Below are 19,811 nucleotides of genomic sequence, written 5' to 3' on the forward strand. Positions count from 1 at the left end.
GGCCGCCGCGCGGCCGGTCTTCCGTGGCGCCCCCGGGCGCTCAGCGCTCGGCGCTCGTTCCCACGTGCGCGGTGACCCCCGCCTCGGCCCGCTGGGCCGTGGCCGGGTCCTTCCAGACGTGCACCCGCTGCGGAGGGCGCTGGTCGAGGTCGGCCAGCCCGGACGCCGTGCCCAGCGCCTCCGCGTACACCTGGTCGGCGTCGAGCCGGCGCAGTTCCTCGGCCAGCTCGTCGCCCAGCGGCCGGCGGACCAGCGGCAGCTGCCGGTCCTCCTGGCCGGTACGCCGGAACGTCGCCACGCTGTCGTCGCGGGTCAGCGTCAGCGTGTCGCCGTTGGCGCAGCGCAGCTGCACCTCCCGCATGCGGGGCGACGCGTCGGTGTGCTCCCACACCGGCTCGATGCCCAGCCGCGCGGCCAGCCAGCCCTGCATCAGCGCGGCGGTCGGGTCGGTGGGCGGGGCCACGACGGTCGCCTCGGTCACCTTGGCCTGGGTGGTGTCGAAGGCGCCTGCCACGAGCGTGCGCCACGGGGTGATCCGGGTCCACGCGAGGTCGGTGTCACCGGGGGCGTAGTCCCGGGCCCGCTGACGCAGCGCCTCGATCGGGTCGGCTGCCTGCGCGCAGTCGGTGATCCGCCGGTCGGCCACCACGCCGAGGAAGTCCGTGGCGATCTCGGCCGGCGGCTCGCCGTGCCACCACGTCACCACCGGCACGTCCGGCACCAGCAGCGGCATCACCACCGACTCGGCGTGCAGGGCGAGCCGCCCGTACATCCGGGTGACCACCGCCTCGCACGGGCCGAGTCGGCCGCCGACGACGATCTCCGCGTCCAGCCGGTTGCGTTCGCGCTCCACGTCGGTGCGGACCACCACCAGCAGCCGGCAGGGGTGGGCGGCGGCGGCTATCGTCGCCGCCGCCTCCGCCTCGCGGACCCGCTTCTCGTCCACCACCACGATCAGGGTGAGCGCCATGCCGCTGGCCACCCCGCCGGCGCTGCGCCGCTCGGCGGCGAGCGCCTTGACCACCTCGTTGCCGGTGGTGTCCCACAGGCCGATCAATGGAGCCTCCTGGTTTGCTCGCTGCGGCTGCTCACGGCACTGGCCTTCGTTCGCGACTGCGGGGCTCGCAGAACCGGCTCACTCCTCGCGCTCACGGCACTGGCCTTCGTTCGCGACTGCGGGGCTCGCAGAACCGGCTCACTCCTCGCGCTCACGCCCGCCGCCAGGCCCGGCCCTCGCGGGCCAGCATCTCGTCGGCGGCCCGGGGGCCCCACTCGCCGGCCCGGTACGGCTCCGGCTTCGTGTCCGCCCACGCGTGCTCCAGCGGGTCCACCACCTGCCAGCTCTGCTCGACCTCGGCGGCGTCCGGGAAGAGCGTACGGTCGCCGATCAGCACGTCCAGCACGAGCCGCTCGTACGCCTCGGGGCTGGCCTCGGTGAACGCCTCGCCGTACTGGAAGTCCATCGCGATGTCGCGGACCTCCATCGTGGTGCCGGGCACCTTGGAGCCGAACTTGAGCACGACGCCCTCGTCCGGCTGTACCCGGATCACGAGCTGGTTGTTGCCCAGCGACTCCATGTCGGCCTCGTTGAACGGCAGGTGCGGCGCCCGCTTGAACATGATGGCGACCTCGGTGACCCGCCGGGGCAGCCGTTTGCCGGCCCGGATGTAGAACGGCACCTCCGCCCAGCGGCGGTTCTGGATGCCGAGCCGGACGGCCACGTAGGTCTCCGTGGTCGAGTCCTCCGGGACGCCCTCCTCCTCCAGGTACCCGACGGCACGCTGGCCGCCCACCCAGCCCGGCAGGTACTGGCCGCGTACGGTGCCCTGGGCGACGTCCTTCGGCAGGGTGATCGCCCGGAGCACCTTGAGCTTCTCCGTGCGGATCTCGTCGGCGTCGAAGCTCGTCGGCTCCTCCATCGCCACCAGCGCCAGCAGCTGGAGCAGGTGGTTCTGGAACACGTCACGGGCCGCGCCGGCCGAGTCGTAGAAGCCGGCGCGGGTGCCGATGCCGACGTCCTCGGCCATGGTGATCTGCACCGAGTCGACGTACTGGGAGTTCCACAGCGGCTCGAACAGGTTGTTGGCGAACCGCAGGGCGAGGATGTTCTGGACGGTCTCCTTGCCCAGGTAGTGGTCGATGCGGAAGACGTCCTTGCGGGTGAAGACGTCGTCGACCAGGTCGTTGAGCGCCTTCGCCGAGGGCAGGTCGTGCCCGAAGGGCTTCTCCACCACCACCCGACGCCAGCCGCCCGACTTGGCGTTGTCGGCCATGCCGGTGCGGGCCAGCTGCTTGAGGACCACGGGGAACGCCGCCGGGGGGATGGAGAAGTAGAAGGCGGCGTTGCCCGGGATGCCGTGCGTCTGGCGCAGCTCGTCGAGCATCTCCGAGAGGTGGTCGAACGCGGCGTCGTCGTCGAACGAGCCGCCGACGAACTTGATGTTGCCCACCAGCCGCGCCCACACCTCCTCCCGCCAGGGGGTGCGGGCGTGCTTCTTGGCGGCCTCGTGGGCGAGCGACTCGAAGTCCCCGTCGCCCCAGTCCCGGCGGGCGAAGCCGAGCACGGCGAAGCCCGGGGGCAGCAGCCCCCGGTTTGCCAGGTCGTACACGGCCGGCAGGAGCTTCTTACGGGCCAGGTCACCGGTGACGCCGAAGATCACCAGAGCGCACGGCTCCGGGATCCTCGGCAGCCGGCGGTCCTGCGGGTCGCGTAGCGGGTTCACGCCGCCTCCTCGCTCCGCGTCGTCCATGGTCCTCATCGTCACGCCCGCAACGCCCCGACCGCATCGAGCAGCTGGGCCACGCCCGCCGACCGGTCGGTCAGGTGCAGCCGGACCACCGGGCGTTTCCGCTCGGCCAGGGCCTGCCGGTCGCCGGCGGCCTGCGCCGCCTGCAACTCGCCGAAGGTGTACTCCCGGCCCGGCACCGGCAGGTCGTCGACGACCGCGCCGGTGAGCTGGAGGTAGCTGCCGACCTGCGGACCGCCCTTGTGGTACTGGCCGGTGGAGTGCAGGAACCGCGGCCCCCACCCGAAGGTGACGGGCCGGCCGGCGGCACCGGCCAGCAGCGGCCGCAGCCGGGCGGCGTCGGCGTCCGCGAAGCGGTCGAGGTACGCCATCACCGCGAGGTAGCCGTCGTCGCCCGCCCCGTCGACCAGCAGGCGCAGCACGCCGGCCAGGTCGCCCGGGGCGCCCTGCGGCGCGTACACCTCGATCGCGCCCTCGGTGAACGACGGCGTCTCCGTCGGCGGACCCGAGGCGAGGATCCGGTTGGTGTTCTCCTTGCTCTCGGTGACGTTGGGCTGGTTGAACGGGTCGATGCCGAGCACCACGCCGGCGATCGCGGTGGCGTACTCCCAGGCCAGGAACTGCGCGCCGAGCGGGCCGTTGACCGCGACGTCGGCGTCGACGCCGCCGCCGGGCACGGCGCCGGCGGCGAGCGCGCCGCCGTAGGTCACCGTGAGCACGTCGTCGCCGGTCGCGCCGGGACTCTGCGGCGACTCCACGACGACCGGCAGGATGCCGACCCCGGCCTTGCCGGTGGACTCCGCGATCAGCTGCTCGGCCCAGTCGCCGAGGCCCTCGATGCCGGTGCCGTCGGAGATCAGGGCGATCTTGTCCCGGCCCATGGTGGCCGCCGCGCCGAGCGCCGCGCCGAGCGCCAGGCCCGGGTTGTCGCGGTCCCCGCCCAGCGACCGTGCCAGCGCGTCGGCCTCGTCGAGCAGCTCGGCCACCTCGACGCCGGCCAACGCCGACGGAACGAGCCCGAACGCGGTCAGCGCCGAGTACCGGCCGCCCACGTTCGCATCGGCGAGCACGGTGAAGGCGCCCATCTCGGCGGCGGTGGCCTCCAGCGGCGAGCCGGGGTCGGTGACGATGACGAAGTGCCGACCCGCCTCCGCCTCGGTCATCCCCGCGTCGAGGAACGCCTGCCAGTAGGCGCGGCGGTGACTGTCGGTCTCGACCGTCGAGCCGGACTTGCTCGCCACCACCACCACGGTGCGCTCCAGCCGGTCGGCCAACGCCGTCCGGACCTGCCCCGGGTCGGTGGTGTCGAGCACCGTCAGCTGCTTGCCGAGGGTGCGGGCGATGACCTCGGGGGCCAGCGACGAGCCGCCCATCCCGGCGAGCACCACGTGGTCCAGGTCGGCCAGCTCCGCCCTGAGCTCGGCGAGCTGGGGGAGCAGTTCCCGGCTGCGCAGGTGGGTGTCCACCCAGCCGAGGCGGACCTTCGCCTCGGCCTCGGCGTCGGGACCCCACAGGGTCGGGTCCTTCGCGGCCAGCTTGCCCGGCACGCCGGCGCCCACCAGCGCGTCCCGGGTGGAGGCGGGGGCCGACCTGTCGACCGCGTCGGCCCCGTGCACGGAGAGCCCGGCGGCGGCTTCGACCGCCCCGGCGAGCAGATCACTCACGCCGCCACCTCGCTCCGCTCGGCGGCGGCGCGAGGCGCCGCACTGCTGAGCCTGATGGTTCGCTCGCTACGCTCGCTCACGCGTTGCCTCCCGCCTGCTGCGCGGCCTCCGCGTTGCCCTTCGCGGCGTCGCTCGGGTGGCCGGCGCCCCGGCCCGCGGCCGTCAGGGACTTGCGGACACCGTCGAGCAGTTCCTGCCAGCTCGCCTCGAACTTCTCCACGCCCTCGCGCTCCAGGGTCTCGATCACGTCGGCCATGTCGATCCCGACCGACTCCAGGTCCGCGAAGGCCTTGCGGGCCTCGTCGTACGAACCGGTGATGGTGTCGCCACGGGTCTCGCCGTGCTCGGCGTACGCGTGCACGACCGGCTCCGGCATGGTGTTGACCGTGCCGGGGGCGATCAGCTCCTCGACGTAGATGACGTCCCGGTAGTCCGGGTTCTTCGTCGAGGTGGAGGCCCACAGCGGCCGCTGCGGGTGGGCGCCGGCGGCGGCGAGGGCCTGCCAGCGGTCGGAGGAGAACACCTCGCCGTAGCGCTCGTACGCCAGCTTGGCGTTGGCGACGGCAGCCTTGCCGCGCAGCGCCTTGGCCTCGTCGGAGCCGAGCTTCTCCAGCCGCTTGTCGACCTCGCTGTCGACGCGGGAGATGAAGAACGACGCGACCGACCCGATCTTCGACAGGTCGTGGCCGTTGGCCTTCGCCTGCTCCAGGCCGGCCAGGAACGCCTCCATCACCTGCGAGTAGCGGTCCAGCCCGAAGATCAGCGTGACGTTGACGCTGATCCCCTCGGCCAGGGTGGCGGTGATCGCCGGCAGGCCCGCCTCGGTGGCCGGGATCTTGATGAAGAGGTTCGGCCGGTCGACCAGCCACCACAGCGCCTTGGCCTCGGCGACGGTCTTGTCGGTCTCGTGGGCCAGCCGCGGGTCCACCTCGATGGAGACCCGGCCGTCGACCCCGTCGCTGCCCTCGTACGACGGCCGCATCACGTCGCAGGCCCACCGCACGTCGTAGGTGGTGAGCATGCGCACGGCCTCCTCTACCTCCACCCCACGGGTGGCGAGGTCGCGCAGCTGCCAGTCGTACTCGTCGGCGTCGCTCAACGCCTTCGCGAAGATCGTCGGGTTGGTGGTCACCCCGGCCACGTGCTTCTCCCGGCGGAGCTGGTCCAGCCCGCCGGAGCTCAGTCGTACCCGGGAAAGGTCGTCGAGCCAGACCGCCACGCCCGCGGCGGTGAGTTCACTCAGCCTGTCCGTCATACCGTCCACGCTCCCCTCAGTTGCCGGTCGTGAAACCGGTGATGTCGCCCATCCGGGTCAGCGCCGCGTGCGCGGCGGCCACGATCCGGTCGGGCGTGAAGCCGAACTGCTCGAAGAGCACGGAGTGCGGGGCGCTCGCGCCGTAGTGCTCCAGGCTGACGCTCTCGCCGCAGTCGCCGACGATGCCGTGCCAGGACATGCTGATGCCCGCCTCCACGCTCACCCGTGCCTTTACCCCGCGCGGCAGCACCGACTCCCGGTACGCCTCGTCCTGCTCGAAGAACCACTCCTGGCAGGGCATCGAGACGACCCGGGTCGGGGTGCCGTCGGCCTCCAGCCGCTCGCGCGCGGTCAGGCAGAGCTGCACCTCGGAGCCGGTGCCGATGAGGATCACCTGCGGTTTGCCGTTGGACGCCTCGGCCAGCACGTAGCCGCCCTTCGCCACGCCCTCGGCGCCGCCCAGGGTCGAGCGGTCGAACGTCGGCAGCGCCTGGCGGCTCAGCGCCAGCGCGGTCGGCCGGTCGGTGTGCTCCAGCGCCTGGCGCCAGGCCCAGGCCGTCTCGTTGGCGTCGGCCGGGCGCACCACGTCCAGGCCGGGGATGGCACGCAGCGCGGTCAGGTGCTCCACGGGCTGGTGCGTCGGGCCGTCCTCGCCCAGGCCGATCGAGTCGTGCGTCCAGACGTAGACCACCGGCAGCTTCATCAGCGCGGCGAGCCGGACCGCCGGGCGCATGTAGTCGCTGAACACGAGGAAGGTGCCGCCGTACGGGCGGGTGCCGCCGTGCAGCGCGATGCCGTTGAGGATCGCGCCCATGGCGTGCTCGCGGATGCCGAAGTGCAGCGTGCGGCCGTACTCGTGGCCGGGGAAGTCCTTGGTGGCGTGGACGGCCGGGACGAATGACGGCTCGCCCTTCATGGTGGTGTTGTTGCTCTCCGCCAGGTCGGCGGAGCCACCCCACAGCTCCGGCAGCACTCCGGCGAGCGCCTCCAGGACCTTGCCGGAGGCGGCCCGGGTGGCGATGCCCTTCGCGTCGGCGGGGAACTCCGGCAGCGCCTCGGTCCAGCCGGTCGGCAGCACCCGCCCGGCCATCCGGTCGTAGAGTGCGCGGCGCTCCGGGTTGGCCTTCGCCCAGCCGTCGAACGCCGTGGTCCACTCCTGCTGGGCCCGGGCGCCGCGCTCCATCACCGTGCGGGCGTGGCCGAGCACCTCCTCGTCGACCTCGAAGGTCCGCGCCGGGTCGAAGCCGAGCAGCTGCTTGGTGGCGGCCACCTCGTCGCCGCCCAGCGCCGAACCGTGGATCTTGCCGGTGTTCTTCTTGTTGGGCGCGGGCCAGCCGATGATGGTGCGCAGCGCGATGAAGGAGGGGCGGCCGGTCTCCGCCTTCGCCGCCAGCAGCGCGCGGTGCAGGGCCTCGACGTCCTCGTGGTAGTCGCCCTGGTCGGCGTCGCCGGCGCGCCAGTCGACGGTCTGCACGTGCCAGCCGTACGCCTCGTAGCGGGCCGCCACGTCCTCGCTCTTGGCGATCCGGGTGTCGTCCTCGATCGAGATCTCGTTGTCGTCGTAGATCACCGTGAGGTTGCCGAGCTGCTGGTGCCCGGCGAGCGCGCTGGCCTCGTGGCTGATGCCCTCCTCGATGTCGCCGTCGGAGGCGATGCACCAGATGTCGTGGTCGAAGACCGACCGGCCCGGCTCCGCCTCCGGGTCGAACAGGCCCCGCTCACGACGGGCGGCCATCGCCATGCCGACCGCGTTGCCGAGGCCCTGCCCGAGCGGCCCGGTGGTGGTCTCCACGCCGGGGGTGTGCCCGTGCTCGGGGTGGCCCGGGGTCAGCGAGCCCCACTGCCGCAGGGACTGCAGGTCCTGCAGGGCCAGGGGATAGCCGGAGAGGAAGAGCTGGATGTAGAGGGTGAGGCTGGAGTGGCCCGCGGAGAGCACGAAGCGGTCCCGGCCGGGCCAGTTCGGGTCGGCCGGGTTGTGCCGCATGACCCGGTTGAAGAGCAGGTAGGCCGCGGGCGCGAGGCTCATCGCGGTGCCCGGGTGGCCGTTGCCGGATTTCTCCACGGCGTCCATGGCCAGCACGCGGACGGTGTCGACGGCCCGGCGGTCGAGGTCGGACCAGTTGAGTGCGGGGTGCTCGGGTCGGTTGGCAGCCACGATGGTTGTGCTCCTCGGCAGATGGGCGGAACCCTCAGTGATGACCCTATCGAGCGGTCCTAAACGTCCGCCCAGGGATCTCTGCATGCCGGTCTGTACTGCTCGCCGCCAGTGTGGGGCCGGGCCCCGACGGTGTGACGGCCCGCACCGTTGTCGGGTCGCCCGGGCAGCCAAAACGACGACGCGTAGTCTGTGGTGCGGTGTGTGGCCCCAGTCGGGTCCGGCCGATCCGACCTCCCCTGCCGACGCCGGAAGGTGGCAATCCGTGAGCATGATCACCGAGCGCCCCGTCAGCAACTCTGCCGGGAAGCCGCCGGTGCGGACCACGGTGGAGACGTCGGCGGCGGTCCGCCGGGACGTCCGCGCGGTGGTCGCGGCCTACGTGACGCTGACCAAGCCGCGGATCGTGGAGCTGCTCCTCGTCACCACGGTGCCGGCGATGATGCTCGCCGACGGCGGCATGCCGTCGCTGTGGCTGGTGGCCGTGGTGCTGGTCGGCGGCTCGCTCGCCGCCGGCGCGGCCAGCGTCATCAACTGCTACATCGACCGGGACATCGATCAGCTGATGCGGCGCACCAAGCGTCGCCCGCTGCCGGCGCACACCGTGACGCCGCGCAACGCCCTGATCTTCGGACTGGTGCTGGCGGCGGTGTCGGTGGCCATGATGGCGGCGTTCACCAACCTGCTGGCCGCCGGGCTCACGCTGGCCGCGATCGTCTACTACGACGTCGTCTACACCCTCTGGCTCAAGCGCACCACGACGGCGAACACCTTCTGGGGTGGGGCCTGCGGGGCGGCGCCGGTCCTGATCGGGTGGGCGGCGGTGACCGGGACCCTCGCCCCGGCCGCGTGGGCGTTGTTCGCGGTGGTCTTCTTCTGGCAGATGCCGCACTTCTACCCGCTGGCGATGAAGTACAAGGACGACTACGCCCGCGCCGGCATTCCGATGCTGCCGGTGGTGGCCTCCACCAAGCGGGTGAACGCGGAGATCATCGGCTTCGCCTGGCTGACCGTGGCGTCCTCGTTGGCCGTGTGGCCGCTGGGGATGAGCCTGATCTACGGCGTGCCCGCCGTCGTGGTCGGCGCCATCTTCGTGATCGAGGCGCACAAGCTCGCCCGGCGGGTGGCGCGGGGGCAGGCCGTCAAGCCGATGCGGCTGTTCCACTGGTCGACGACCTACCTGACGATCCTCTTCGCCGCCGTCGCGCTCGACGCACTGATCTGACCGTCGGGCCGACGCTCTGACCTGTCCCGCGGCGAGCAAGCCGAGGGGGGGCCGCCGCGCCGAACCACGGGCGCGCCCGACGCACTGACCTGACCGACGCCGGGCCCGCCTCTCCGCGCGTGCCCGCACCCCGTCCGGGCGAGGCCGCACCCCGTCCTGGCGTGCCCGCGCCGACCGGATGCCGGGCGGTCCCGGTGGTCCGTGCGCCGGAAAATCATCATCCTGTATGGCTTGTCCGGCTTTCTCGTTACATCCATGACACCGTGGCATGGGTCCCGAAGGGCTCGGATGCCCTGAGGCGGGTCGGTTCGAGGCGGCGCTTTGGGGGCATAAGTGGTGACAAAGGCGGGGAAGGTGCCTGTGGTTCTCCTTAAACCTGCGGGTAATTGGCATCACAAAAGGTTCATGGTTCTCGCCCGCCCGGGTGGATGTCTGCTTACGCTTCCCGACATGGCAGAAGGTTCCGATACGACGCTGACGGCCGAGGAGACCCCCGGGCACGCCCCGCAGGGCCTGGTCGCGGGCATCAGGTCGTTCGCCGCCGGTCACGGCGGGGCGAAGGCGGTCATCGAGTACGTCGGCAAGCGTGGCGCACGCATCGTCCTCGTGGGGGAGGACGGGGTGTGGGGCGACCAGTTCGCCGACGACACCGTCGTGGCGCGGCAGGCCTGCGCGAAGGCGGGGGTCACCGTCGAGAACGCCTGGGAGCGTGAACTGCTGGACCAGATGCGTCCGAGCAACGACCTCTGGCGGTCCATGGCCCGGCGCACGATGGCGCGTTGACATAAATTGACCGGACACCACCAGCCGACCCGGGGGAGACCCCGGGTCGCTCTCGTCACCTGTGCCGACCTGCCCGACCTCGACCCCGACGACCGGCTGCTGCTCGATCCGCTGGCGCGCCGCGGCGTGGCCGTCGACGTGCTGGACTGGGCCGACCCGGCCGTCGACTGGCCGGCGTACGACCTGGCGGTGCTCCGCTCGCCGTGGGACTACGCGCTGCGGCGCGACGAGTTCGTCGCCTGGGCGTCGACGGTCCCCGCACTGGCCAACCCGGCCGACGTGGTGCGCTGGAACACCGACAAGCGGTACCTGGCCGAGCTGTCCGCCGCCGGGGTGCCGACCGTGCCGACGTCCTGGGTGGCACCGGGGGAGAGCTGGCAGCCGCCCGCCGAGGGCGGCGAGTACGTCGTCAAGCCGGCCGTGAGCGCGGGCAGCCAGGACACCGGCCGCTACGACCCGGCCGACCCGGGACACCGGGAACTCGCCGTGGCGCACGTGCGACGGCTGTCGGAGGCGGGGCGGCTGGTCATGGTGCAGCCGTACCTCGACGCGGTCGACACCGCCGGTGAGACGGCGCTGCTCTTCCTGGCCGGGCCCGACGGCCCGAGGTTCAGCCACGCCATCCGCAAGGGCCCGATGCTGACCGGCCCTGACCTCGGCATCGAGGGGCTGTACAGGCCGGAGGAGATCACCGCCCGCACCGCCACCCCCGAGCAGCTGGCGGTGGCGGACCGGGCCCTCGCGGCGGTGCCCGGCGGGCCGGAGCGGTTGCTCTACGCCCGGGTGGACCTGATCCCGGGTGCGGACGGCGCGCCGGTCCTGGTGGAGCTGGAGCTGACCGAGCCGTCGCTGTTCCTCGGCCACGCCGACGGCGCCGCCGACCGCCTGGCCGACGCGATCCTGACCCACCTGGCCCGCGCCGCCGCCTGACCCGCGCTCGTCCCCTCGCGCCGCCGGCCGGCGGCAGCCGTCCGGCCGGGCGTGCCGACCTGAGGCGGGAGGGGTGCGTCAGGCGGCGACCGGGACGGCCCGGTCGGCGACGTCCGGGGCCGGGGTCGGCGCGACCGGGCGGCGCTCGCGGGTCGACCACTGCACCGACAGGGTCGCCAGCAGCACCAGACAGGAACCCAGCATGTGCGCGCCCACCAGCAGCGCCGGCAGGTTCGTGAAGTACTGCACGAAGCCGATCAGGCCCTGCCCCAGCTCGACCGCGACCAGCACCGTCGCGGCGCGGGCGGCCCGCTGCGCGCCGACCGCGCGGAAGGCGAAGACCAGTGCCATGGAGAGGCCGATCAGCAGGAAGACGCTGTCGGCGTGCACCTGGGAGATCGTCTCGGGGTCGAGCCCGTTGCGGGCGGCGCCCTGGTCGCCCGCGTGCGGCCCACTGCCGGTCACCCAGGTGCCGACCACCAGCACGGCCCCGCTCACGACGGTGGTGATCACGGCCAGGGTCCGCAGCGGGGCCGGCACGACGGCCACCGCCGGGCCGGCCGGCTCCTTGATCCGCCTCCACAGCGCGTACGCGGCCGCGATCACCAGCATCGAGGCGAGGAAGTGCAGGCCGACCACCCACGGGTTGAGGTTGGTGAGCACGGTGATGCCGCCGACGACCGCCTGGGCCGGGATGCCGAGGAGCACGGCGACCGCGAGCGGGACCAGGTCCCGACGCCGGGGGCGGTGCAGCAGCACGGCCACCAGCACCGCCAGCGCGATGACGCCGACCGCGAAGGTGAGCAGCCGGTTGCCGAACTCGATCACCCCGTGCACGCCCATCTCGGAGGTCGTGACGTACGAGTCGTCGGTGCACCTGGGCCACGTGGGGCAGCCGAGACCGGACGCGGTCAGTCGGACGGCCCCGCCGGTGACGACGATGCCGACGTTCGCGATGATCGAGGCGAGCGCGAGACGGCGCAGCAGTGTGCTGGAGACCGGGAACCGGACGGGTCGCTTCACGGCGCAAATCCTACGCATCGTAGTGGAGCACGATCGGGTGACTCCGTCCGTGCGGTGGTTCGGATCACCGGGGCCCCGGTTTGCGACCCCCGGACGAATTACGTAACGTTGGCGTTGTGAAAAACGTGGCGGGGCTCTCCGGGCACCGGCCGACGGTCGTTCCGGCCGACGGTCGGTCCGCGTCCGTCGCGGACCTCTCCACCCGTGACCGCGTCACCCAGCTGCTGCTGGAGCGGGGCGCGACCACCGCCGCGCAGCTCGGCTCGGCGCTCGGGCTCAGCCCGGCCGCGATCCGCCGGCACCTCGACGCGATGCTCGCCGACGGCGACGTGGTCGCCCGCGAGCAGGCCGTCCGCGGCCACCGCGGCCGGGGCCGGCCGGCGAAGGTGTTCGTGCTGACCGACGCCGCCCGGATCCGCTGCGGCACCCACCACTACGACAACATGGCCACCGCCGCGCTGCGCTGGATCTCCCGCAACGGCGGCGCCGAGGCGGTCGAGGCGTTCGCCACCGACCAGGTCGCCGCCCTGGAGGCCCGCTGCCGGGCCGCCATGGAGGACGCCGGCGAGGACCCGCTCGCGCGGGCCGAGGCACTTGCCGGAGCGCTGACCGCCGAGGGTTACGCTGCGAACGCGTCCACGATCGCCTCCGGCGGCCAGCTCTGTCAGCACCACTGCCCGGTGGCGCACGTGGCCGCCGAGTTCCCCCAGCTGTGCGAGGCCGAGACCGCGGTGATCTCCCGCCTGGTCGGCACCCACGTGCAGCGTTTGGCCACCATCGCGCACGGCGACGGGGTGTGCACCACGCACATCCCCACCCAGCCGAGGCGTGTCCAGTCCGGTAAGACCGTCACCACTGTGAGGACAGATAGATGACCGAGCAGATCGTCCAGCCCCTGACCCAGGAAGAGCAGCTCGCCGCCCTGGGTCGCTACGAGTACGGCTGGGCCGACCCCGACGTCGCCGGGGCGGTCGCCCAGCGCGGCCTCAGCGAGGCGGTGGTGCGGGACATCTCGGCCAAGAAGAACGAGCCGGCCTGGATGCTCGACCTGCGGCTCAAGGGCCTGCGGCTGTTCGGCCGCAAGCCGATGCCGGCCTGGGGCGCCGACCTCACCGGGATCGACTTCGACAACATCAAGTACTTCGTGCGGTCCACGGAGAAGCAGGCCACCAGCTGGGAGGACCTGCCCGAGGACATCAAGAACACCTACGACCGGCTGGGCATCCCCGAGGCGGAGAAGCAGCGGCTGGTCGCCGGCGTCGCGGCGCAGTACGAGTCCGAGGTCGTCTACCACAAGATCCGTGAGGACCTCGAGGAGCAGGGTGTCGTCTTCCTGGACACCGACACCGCGCTGCGCGAGCACGAGGACGTCTTCAAGGAGTACTTCGGCACGGTGATCCCGGTCGGCGACAACAAGTTCGCCGCGCTGAACACCTCCGTGTGGTCCGGCGGCTCGTTCATCTACGTGCCGAAGGGCGTGCACGTGGAGATCCCGCTGCAGGCCTACTTCCGGATCAACACGGAGAACATGGGCCAGTTCGAGCGGACGCTGATCATCGTCGACGAGGGCGCGTACGTGCACTACGTCGAGGGCTGCACCGCGCCGCTCTACTCCTCCGACTCGCTGCACAGCGCCGTCGTGGAGATCATCGTCAAGAAGAACGCCCGGTGCCGTTACACGACCATCCAGAACTGGTCGAACAACGTCTACAACCTGGTCACCAAGCGGGCCGTGTGCCACGAGGGCGCGACCATGGAGTGGGTCGACGGCAACATCGGCTCCAAGGTCACCATGAAGTACCCGGCGGTCTACATGACCGGCGAGCACGCCAAGGGCGAGGTGCTCTCGGTGGCCATGGCCGGCGAGGGGCAGCACCAGGACGCGGGCGCCAAGATGGTGCACGCCGCGCCGCACACCTCCTCCACCATCATCTCCAAGTCGATCGCCCGGGGCGGCGGCCGCACCTCCTACCGCGGCCTGGTCCAGGTGCTGGAGGGCTCGCACAGCAGCCGGAGCACGGTCAAGTGCGACGCGCTGCTGGTCGACACCATCTCCCGCTCGGACACCTACCCGTACGTCGACATCCGCGAGGACGACGTGTCGATGGGGCACGAGGCGACCGTCTCCAAGATCAGCGACGACCAGCTCTTCTACCTGATGAGCCGGGGCCTGAGCGAGGACGAGGCGATGGCGATGATCGTGCGCGGCTTCATCGAGCCGATCGCCAAGGAGCTCCCGATGGAGTACGCCCTGGAACTCAACCGCCTGATCGAGCTCCAGATGGAGGGCGCGGTCGGCTGATGCCGCCGCGGGCGGGCCGGCTGCGCCGGCCCGCCGCCCCAGTTCAGGACACCGTCGTCGCAGAACAGACCAAGGAAGAGATGACTACCCAGGCTTCCGCGCCACCCAGCACCAAGTCGCAGGCGCTCCGCTCGTACGACGTCGCCGACTTCCCGGCCCTCACCGGCCTGGAGGAGGAGTGGCGCTTCACCCCGCTCAAGCGGCTGCGCGGGCTCACCGGCGAGGCGCAGGCCGCCACCGGCACGGTCCGCCACGAGCACGGCGACCTGCCCGAGGGCGTCACCGTCGGGCGGATCGGCTCCGACGACCCCCGGGTGGGCAGCGTGCTCACCCCGGTCGACCGGGTCAGCGCGCTGGCCTACGGCGGGGCCGGTCAGGCCCTGCTGGTCGAGGTCGCCCGCGACGCGGTGGTGGCCGAGCCGGTGAGCCTGCGGGTGGTCGGCGAGGGCGCCGAGGGCGTGGCCTTCGGGCACACCTTCGTCGAGGTGGGCCGGTTCGCCGAGGTGACCCTGGTGGTGGAGCACGTCGGTTCGGCCACGCTGGCCGACAACATCGAGGTGGCCGTGGCCGACGGGGCGAAGCTGACCCTGGTCACCGTCGCCGACTGGGCCGACGACGCCGTGCAGGCCCAGCACCTGCGGGTCCGGCTGGGCCGCGACGCCAAGGTGGTGCACGTCCAGGTCTCCCTCGGCGGCGACCTGGTCCGGCAGTACACCTCGGTGGAGTACACCGACCGGGGCGGCGAGGCCGAGCTGTACGGCCTCTACTTCGCCGACTCGGGGCAGCACCTGGAGCACCGCCAGCTGGTCGACCACACGGTGCCGGACTGCCGCAGCTACGTCGGCTACCGCGGCGCCCTGCAGGGCGAGAGCGCGCGCACCGTCTGGGTGGGTGACGTGCTGATCCGCGCCGAGGCGACCGGCACCGACACCTACGAGATCAACCGGAACCTGCTGCTGACCGACGGCGCGCGGGCGGACTCCGTACCCAACCTGGAGATCGAGACCGGCGAGATCGCCGGTGCCGGGCACGCGAGCGCGACCGGGCGTTTCGACGACGAGCAGCTGTTCTACCTGATGGCCCGGGGCATCCCGGAGGCCGAGGCGCGGCGCCTGGTGGTCCGCGGCTTCTTCGCCGAGCTGATCAACAAGATCCCGGTCGAGTCGCTGCGCGAGCGCCTGGGGGATGCCATCGAGGCCCGGCTCAGCAAGGCCGGCGCCTGATGATCCGTCTCTGCTCCGCCGAGGACGTGCCGAAGGGCACCGTGGTCAGCGCGGACGTCGACGGCACCCCGATCGCGCTGGTGCACGGCGAGGACGGCGTCTTCTACGCCGCCTACGACGAGTGCTCGCACGCCGCGGTCGCCCTCTCCGAGGGGGAGGTCTCCGGCTGCACGCTGGAATGCTGGCTGCACGGATCCCGTTTCGACCTGAGGACCGGCGAGCCGACCGGGCTGCCCGCCACCGAACCCGTTCCCGTCTATCCCGTCGAAGTCCGAGACGGCGACATCTACGTCAGTCTCACGCCGAGCAATGGAGTGACCCGATAATGAGCACCCTGGAGATCCGCGACCTGAAGGTGTCGGTCAAGCTGCCCGAGGGTGAGCTCAAGCCGATCCTGGCCGGTGTCGACCTGACCGTCCGCTCGGGCGAGACCCACGCGATCATGGGCCCGAACGGCTCCGGCAAGTCCACCCTGGCCTACTCGATCGCCGGCCACCCCAAGTACGAGATCACCGGCGGCTCGGTGACCCTCGACGGCGAGGACGTGCTGGCCCTGTCCGTGGACGAGCGGGCCCGCGCCGGGCTCTTCCTGGCCATGCAGTACCCGGTCGAGGTCCCCGGCGTCTCGGTGGCGAACTTCCTGCGTACCGCCAAGACCGCCATCGACGGGCAGGCGCCCAAGCTGCGCACCTGGGGCGGCGAGCTGCGCGGGGCCATGGAGCGCCTCCAGATGGACCCGGCCTTCGCCCAGCGCAACGTCAACGAGGGCTTCTCCGGCGGTGAGAAGAAGCGGCACGAGATCGTGCAGCTGGAGCTGCTCAAGCCGAAGATCGCCATCCTCGACGAGACCGACTCCGGCCTCGACGTGGACGCGCTGCGCGTGGTCAGCGAGGGCGTGAACCGGGTCCGCGACAACGGCGACACCGGCATGCTGCTGATCACCCACTACACGCGGATCCTGCGCTACATCAAGCCGGACTTCGTGCACGTCTTCGTCGCCGGACGGATCGTCGAGCAGGGCGGCCCGGAGCTGGCCGACAAGCTCGAGGAAGAGGGCTACGAGCGGTACGCCGCCGGGGCCGGCGCGGCGCGGGCCTGAGTCCTCTCGGAAGAATGGGTGGGCCGGTCGACATGACTTCCATCGCGATCCCGGCGGGGATGCCGCAGTACGACGACGTGCCGCGTTACGACGTGGCGGCGGTGCGCGCCGACTTCCCGATCCTCGACCGGGAGGTCAACGGGCACCGGCTGGTCTACCTCGACAGCGCCAACACCTCGCACAAGCCGCGGCAGGTGCTCGACGTGCTCGGTGAGCACTACGCGATGCACAACGCCAACGTCTCCCGCTCGGTGCACACGCTGGGCACCGAGGCCACCGAGGCGTACGAGGGCGCGCGGGCGAAGATCGCCGCGTTCATCAACGCGCCGAGCGTGGACGAGGTGGTGTTCACCAAGAACTCCACCGAGGCGATCAACATCGTGGCGTACGCGTTCTCCAACGCCTCGCTGCGGCCCGACGCCGACCCGCGCTTCCGGCTCGGCCCTGGCGACGAGGTGGTGATCTCCGAGATGGAGCACCACTCGAACATCGTGCCGTGGCAGCTGCTCTGCGAGCGCACCGGCGCGACCCTGCGCTGGTTCCCGGTCACCGACCAGGGGCGCCTGGACGAGTCGGGGCTTCAGGACCTGGTCACCGAGCGGACGAAGATCGTCTCGCTGGTGCACATGTCCAACATCCTCGGCACGGTCAACGCCACCTCGCGGATCACCGCGCGGGTCCGCGAGGTGGGGGCGCTGCTGCTGCTCGACTGCTCGCAGTCGGTGCCGCACATGCCGATGGACGTGGTCGACCACGACGCCGACTTCGTCGTCTTCACGGGGCACAAGATGTGCGGCCCGACCGGCATCGGGGTGCTCTGGGGCCGGGGCGAGCTGCTGGCGGCGATGCCGCCGGTGCTGGGCGGCGGATCGATGATCGAGACGGTCACCATGGCCCGCTCGACGTTCGCCGCGCCGCCGGCCCGGTTCGAGGCGGGCACCCCGCCGATCGCCGAGGCGGTCGCGCTCGGTGCGGCCGTCGACTACCTCGGCGGCATCGGGATGCAGGCCATCCAGTGGCACGAGAAGGAGCTGACGGCGTACGCGCTGGACGCCCTCGCCACGGTGCCCGGCCTGCGGATATTCGGGCCCACCGTGCCGGTGGGCCGGGGCGGCACCATCTCGTTCGCCCTCGGCGACATCCACCCGCACGACGTCGGGCAGGTGCTCGACTCGCTCGGCGTGCAGGTGCGCGTCGGCCACCACTGCGCCAAGCCGGTGTGCACCCGGTTCGGCGTGCCGGCCATGACGCGGGCCTCGTTCTACCTCTACACCACCACGGAGGAGATCGACGCCCTGGTGGCGGGCCTGGAGCGGGTGCGGAAGGTGTTCGAGTGAGCGGCGACGCAGGAGCCCGCGGATCGACGGGAGTTCAGCCCGATGCAGCTTGAATCTCTCTACCAGGAGATCATCCTGGACCACTACAAGCACCCGCACGGTCGCGGCCTGCGCGACGCGGACGCCACGGGCGCCCGGGTCGCCGAGGCGCACCACGTCAACCCGACCTGCGGTGACGAGGTCACCGTGCGGGTGGCTACCGACGGCGACGTGCTGCACGACGTCTCGTACGACGGCATGGGCTGTTCGATCAGCCAGGCGTCGGCGAGCGTGCTGCACGAACTGCTGGTGGGCCGGGGCGCGGGCGACGCGTTCCGGGTGCACGAGGCGTTCGTCGAGTTGATGTCCGGTCGTGGTCAGGTCACGCCGGACGAGGACGTGCTCGGTGACGGGGTAGCGTTCGCGGGCGTCGCCCGCTATCCCGCCCGGGTCAAGTGCGCGCTGTTGCCGTGGATGGCGTTCAAGGACGCCGCGGCACGCGCCGGTGTGGGCGTGAGCCCGACGGAGGTTGAGGCATGAGCAGCGAGGACACCGCCACCGCGGCGACCCCGGCGACCGAGGGCGCGACCGCCCCGGGCACGGAGGCCGCCGCAGCGGCCACGAACGGCGCCGCACCGGCCGGCGGGAGCAAGGCCGCCGTCGCCGACATCGAGGAGGCGATGAAGGACGTCGTCGACCCCGAGCTGGGCATCAACGTGGTCGACCTCGGCCTGTTGTACGGCGTACACGTCGACGACGACAACGTCGCCACCCTGGACATGACGCTGACCTCGGCGGCGTGCCCGCTGACCGACGTGATCGAGGACCAGACCCGGCAGGCGCTGACCACCGGCCCGGGTGGCGGCCTGGTCGGCGACATCCGGATCAACTGGGTCTGGCTCCCGCCGTGGGGCCCGGACAAGATCACCGACGAGGGGCGCGACCAGCTCCGTACCCTCGGCTTCAACGTCTGACCGAGATCCGTCGAGCGCGTCGCCCCGCTGCGGGGCGACGCGCTCGCGGCGTCTGTGCATCGCCGCGTCAGCCGAGGTCGCCAGGATCCCGGGCGGCCAGGGCCTCGGCCTCCGGCACCCCGAGGCGCTTGGCGACCCGCCGCCGCATCCGCACCTGGGCGCGGGTGCGCGGCTGGAACTTCCGGGGGAACGGCCGGCGGCGAGCGTACTAGAACCGGTCGATGTCCCGGATCCGTAGCCGTGCGCTGCGTGACCGCCGGAGCCGCTCGGCCGGAGTGCCGTACCTTGGGGCCTATGAGCAGCAGACCGGCGGCCGGGGGAGGCCGGTGGGTGGACGTGGAGCCCGGTCGGATCGGCCGCTGGGTCGACGGCTTCGCCGACCGGCACGGCCCGCCCGTCACCACCGTCGAGGCGTACGGGCTGCTGCTCGCCGCCGCGGACGGCGCCACCGCCGAGCTGCACACCCCGCCCGGCGCGCCGGGCGCCGCCGACGTGCCCGGCTTCGTGGCCGCCGCGAGCGCGCCCCGCCGGATCGGCCTCTTGCTCGCCCGCAAGGGCGCGGTGGCGGTGGGCGTGGCGGCGGGGGAGAAGCTGGCGGTCTCCAAGGTGGACACCCGCTACGTGCAGGGCCGCACCGCCGCCGGGGGCTGGTCCCAGCAGCGCTTCGCCCGGCGGCGCGACAACCAGGCGAAGGCGGCGCTGGGCGACGCGGCCGAGCTGGCCGTACGGCTGCTGCTGCCGGAGGCCGCGTCGCTGAGCGCGCTGGTCTGCGGCGGCGACCGGCGGGCGGTCGACACCGTGCTGACCGACCGGCGCCTCGCCCCGCTGGCGGCGCTGCGCGCGGAGCGGCTGCTCGACGTGCCCGAGCCCCGACACGCGGTGCTCGTCGACGCGATCGCGGCGGCCCGGGCGGTCCGCATCCTGGTCCGCGACCCCGCGCCCGCCTGACCGCGGGCCGCAGGCCGGTCACCGGGCAGCGGCGCCTGTCGTGCCGGTCGGCGCGCGGTCGCCCGGAGCGGGCCGGGCGGCCGCCATCGCCCGGCCGGGAACGCGGCGGAGGGCGGGCGGCGGGCGCCCCCCCCCCCCCCCCGGGGGGGCCCCCCCCGGTGGGGGGG

The 19,811-nt window shown here is 72.4% G+C and carries 18 protein-coding genes; 12 read left to right on the forward strand and 6 right to left on the reverse strand.

Annotation, left to right across the window (positions count from 1 at the left end):
• Window positions 1–40: 40 nt before the first annotated feature.
• From V6U77_RS17340 to tkt, 5 genes are all read right to left on the reverse strand, one after another.
• Window positions 41–1,057 carry a glucose-6-phosphate dehydrogenase assembly protein OpcA gene (locus V6U77_RS17340; protein ID WP_334607372.1) on the reverse strand — a complete coding sequence of 339 codons (1,017 nt, stop codon included), beginning with the start codon at window positions 1,055–1,057 and terminating at the stop codon, window positions 41–43.
• 151 nt (window positions 1,058–1,208) lie between these two features.
• Window positions 1,209–2,750, reverse strand: coding sequence for a glucose-6-phosphate dehydrogenase (gene zwf, locus V6U77_RS17345; RefSeq protein WP_442934452.1), 1,542 nt, complete (start codon window positions 2,748–2,750; stop codon window positions 1,209–1,211).
• An 11-nt stretch (window positions 2,751–2,761) separates the two neighbouring features.
• Window positions 2,762–4,411: a glucose-6-phosphate isomerase gene (locus V6U77_RS17350; protein WP_334607373.1), complete on the reverse strand. Its 1,650-nt coding sequence runs from the start codon at window positions 4,409–4,411 to the stop codon at window positions 2,762–2,764.
• Window positions 4,412–4,487: 76 nt separating this feature from the next.
• Window positions 4,488–5,666 (reverse strand): transaldolase, encoded by a 1,179-nt coding sequence (gene tal, locus V6U77_RS17355; protein WP_334607375.1) that lies wholly within the window; start codon window positions 5,664–5,666, stop codon window positions 4,488–4,490.
• A 16-nt stretch (window positions 5,667–5,682) separates the two neighbouring features.
• Window positions 5,683–7,821: a transketolase gene (gene tkt / locus V6U77_RS17360; RefSeq protein ID WP_334607376.1), complete on the reverse strand. Its 2,139-nt coding sequence runs from the start codon at window positions 7,819–7,821 to the stop codon at window positions 5,683–5,685.
• Between the two features lie 265 nt (window positions 7,822–8,086).
• Here tkt and V6U77_RS17365 point away from each other — a divergent pair, with 265 nt between their 5' ends.
• From V6U77_RS17365 to V6U77_RS17375, 3 genes are all read left to right on the forward strand, one after another.
• Window positions 8,087–9,046 (forward strand): heme o synthase, encoded by a 960-nt coding sequence (locus V6U77_RS17365; protein WP_334607377.1) that lies wholly within the window; start codon window positions 8,087–8,089, stop codon window positions 9,044–9,046.
• Window positions 9,047–9,496: 450 nt separating this feature from the next.
• Window positions 9,497–9,829 (forward strand): hypothetical protein, encoded by a 333-nt coding sequence (locus V6U77_RS17370; protein ID WP_334607378.1) that lies wholly within the window; start codon window positions 9,497–9,499, stop codon window positions 9,827–9,829.
• 6 nt (window positions 9,830–9,835) lie between these two features.
• Window positions 9,836–10,759 carry an ATP-grasp domain-containing protein gene (locus V6U77_RS17375; protein WP_334607379.1) on the forward strand — a complete coding sequence of 308 codons (924 nt, stop codon included), beginning with the start codon at window positions 9,836–9,838 and terminating at the stop codon, window positions 10,757–10,759.
• A 78-nt stretch (window positions 10,760–10,837) separates the two neighbouring features.
• Here V6U77_RS17375 and V6U77_RS17380 read toward each other — a convergent pair whose 3' ends face one another.
• Entirely contained in the window at window positions 10,838–11,800 is a 963-nt protein-coding gene (locus V6U77_RS17380) for a COX15/CtaA family protein (RefSeq protein ID WP_334607380.1), read from the reverse strand.
• A 98-nt stretch (window positions 11,801–11,898) separates the two neighbouring features.
• Between V6U77_RS17380 and V6U77_RS17385 the strand changes: the two genes are divergently transcribed.
• The 9 genes from V6U77_RS17385 (at window position 11,899) to V6U77_RS17425 (ending at window position 19,644) form a co-directional block, all read left to right on the forward strand.
• On the forward strand, window positions 11,899–12,657 hold the full coding sequence (locus V6U77_RS17385) for a helix-turn-helix transcriptional regulator (RefSeq protein WP_334607381.1): 759 nt from the start codon (window positions 11,899–11,901) through the stop codon (window positions 12,655–12,657).
• Entirely contained in the window at window positions 12,654–14,084 is a 1,431-nt protein-coding gene (sufB, locus tag V6U77_RS17390; RefSeq protein WP_121400689.1) for a Fe-S cluster assembly protein SufB, read from the forward strand. Before V6U77_RS17385 ends, sufB begins: the two co-directional genes overlap by 4 nt.
• 80 nt (window positions 14,085–14,164) lie before the next feature.
• Window positions 14,165–15,307 (forward strand): Fe-S cluster assembly protein SufD, encoded by a 1,143-nt coding sequence (gene sufD / locus V6U77_RS17395; protein WP_334607382.1) that lies wholly within the window; start codon window positions 14,165–14,167, stop codon window positions 15,305–15,307.
• The gene (locus V6U77_RS17400; protein ID WP_334607383.1) at window positions 15,307–15,633 is read left to right on the forward strand and encodes a non-heme iron oxygenase ferredoxin subunit; all 327 of its coding nucleotides are present in this window, start codon (window positions 15,307–15,309) and stop codon (window positions 15,631–15,633) included. The genes sufD and V6U77_RS17400 overlap by 1 nt, the downstream gene beginning before the upstream one ends.
• Complete coding sequence (gene sufC, locus V6U77_RS17405; protein WP_088999375.1) at window positions 15,633–16,406, forward strand: Fe-S cluster assembly ATPase SufC; 774 nt, start codon at window positions 15,633–15,635, stop codon at window positions 16,404–16,406. The genes V6U77_RS17400 and sufC overlap by 1 nt, the downstream gene beginning before the upstream one ends.
• 32 nt (window positions 16,407–16,438) lie before the next feature.
• The gene (locus V6U77_RS17410) at window positions 16,439–17,743 is read left to right on the forward strand and encodes a cysteine desulfurase (RefSeq protein ID WP_334607384.1); all 1,305 of its coding nucleotides are present in this window, start codon (window positions 16,439–16,441) and stop codon (window positions 17,741–17,743) included.
• A gap of 42 nt (window positions 17,744–17,785) precedes the next feature.
• Window positions 17,786–18,262: a Fe-S cluster assembly sulfur transfer protein SufU gene (sufU, locus tag V6U77_RS17415; protein WP_334607385.1), complete on the forward strand. Its 477-nt coding sequence runs from the start codon at window positions 17,786–17,788 to the stop codon at window positions 18,260–18,262.
• Window positions 18,259–18,696 carry a metal-sulfur cluster assembly factor gene (locus tag V6U77_RS17420; RefSeq protein ID WP_334607386.1) on the forward strand — a complete coding sequence of 146 codons (438 nt, stop codon included), beginning with the start codon at window positions 18,259–18,261 and terminating at the stop codon, window positions 18,694–18,696. The genes sufU and V6U77_RS17420 overlap by 4 nt, the downstream gene beginning before the upstream one ends.
• 294 nt (window positions 18,697–18,990) lie before the next feature.
• The gene (locus tag V6U77_RS17425) at window positions 18,991–19,644 is read left to right on the forward strand and encodes an acVLRF1 family peptidyl-tRNA hydrolase (protein WP_334607387.1); all 654 of its coding nucleotides are present in this window, start codon (window positions 18,991–18,993) and stop codon (window positions 19,642–19,644) included.
• Window positions 19,645–19,811: the final 167 nt, after the last annotated feature.

Source organism: Micromonospora sp. CPCC 205546, assembly GCF_036902715.1.
In the GTDB taxonomy this organism is placed as follows: domain Bacteria; phylum Actinomycetota; class Actinomycetes; order Mycobacteriales; family Micromonosporaceae; genus Micromonospora.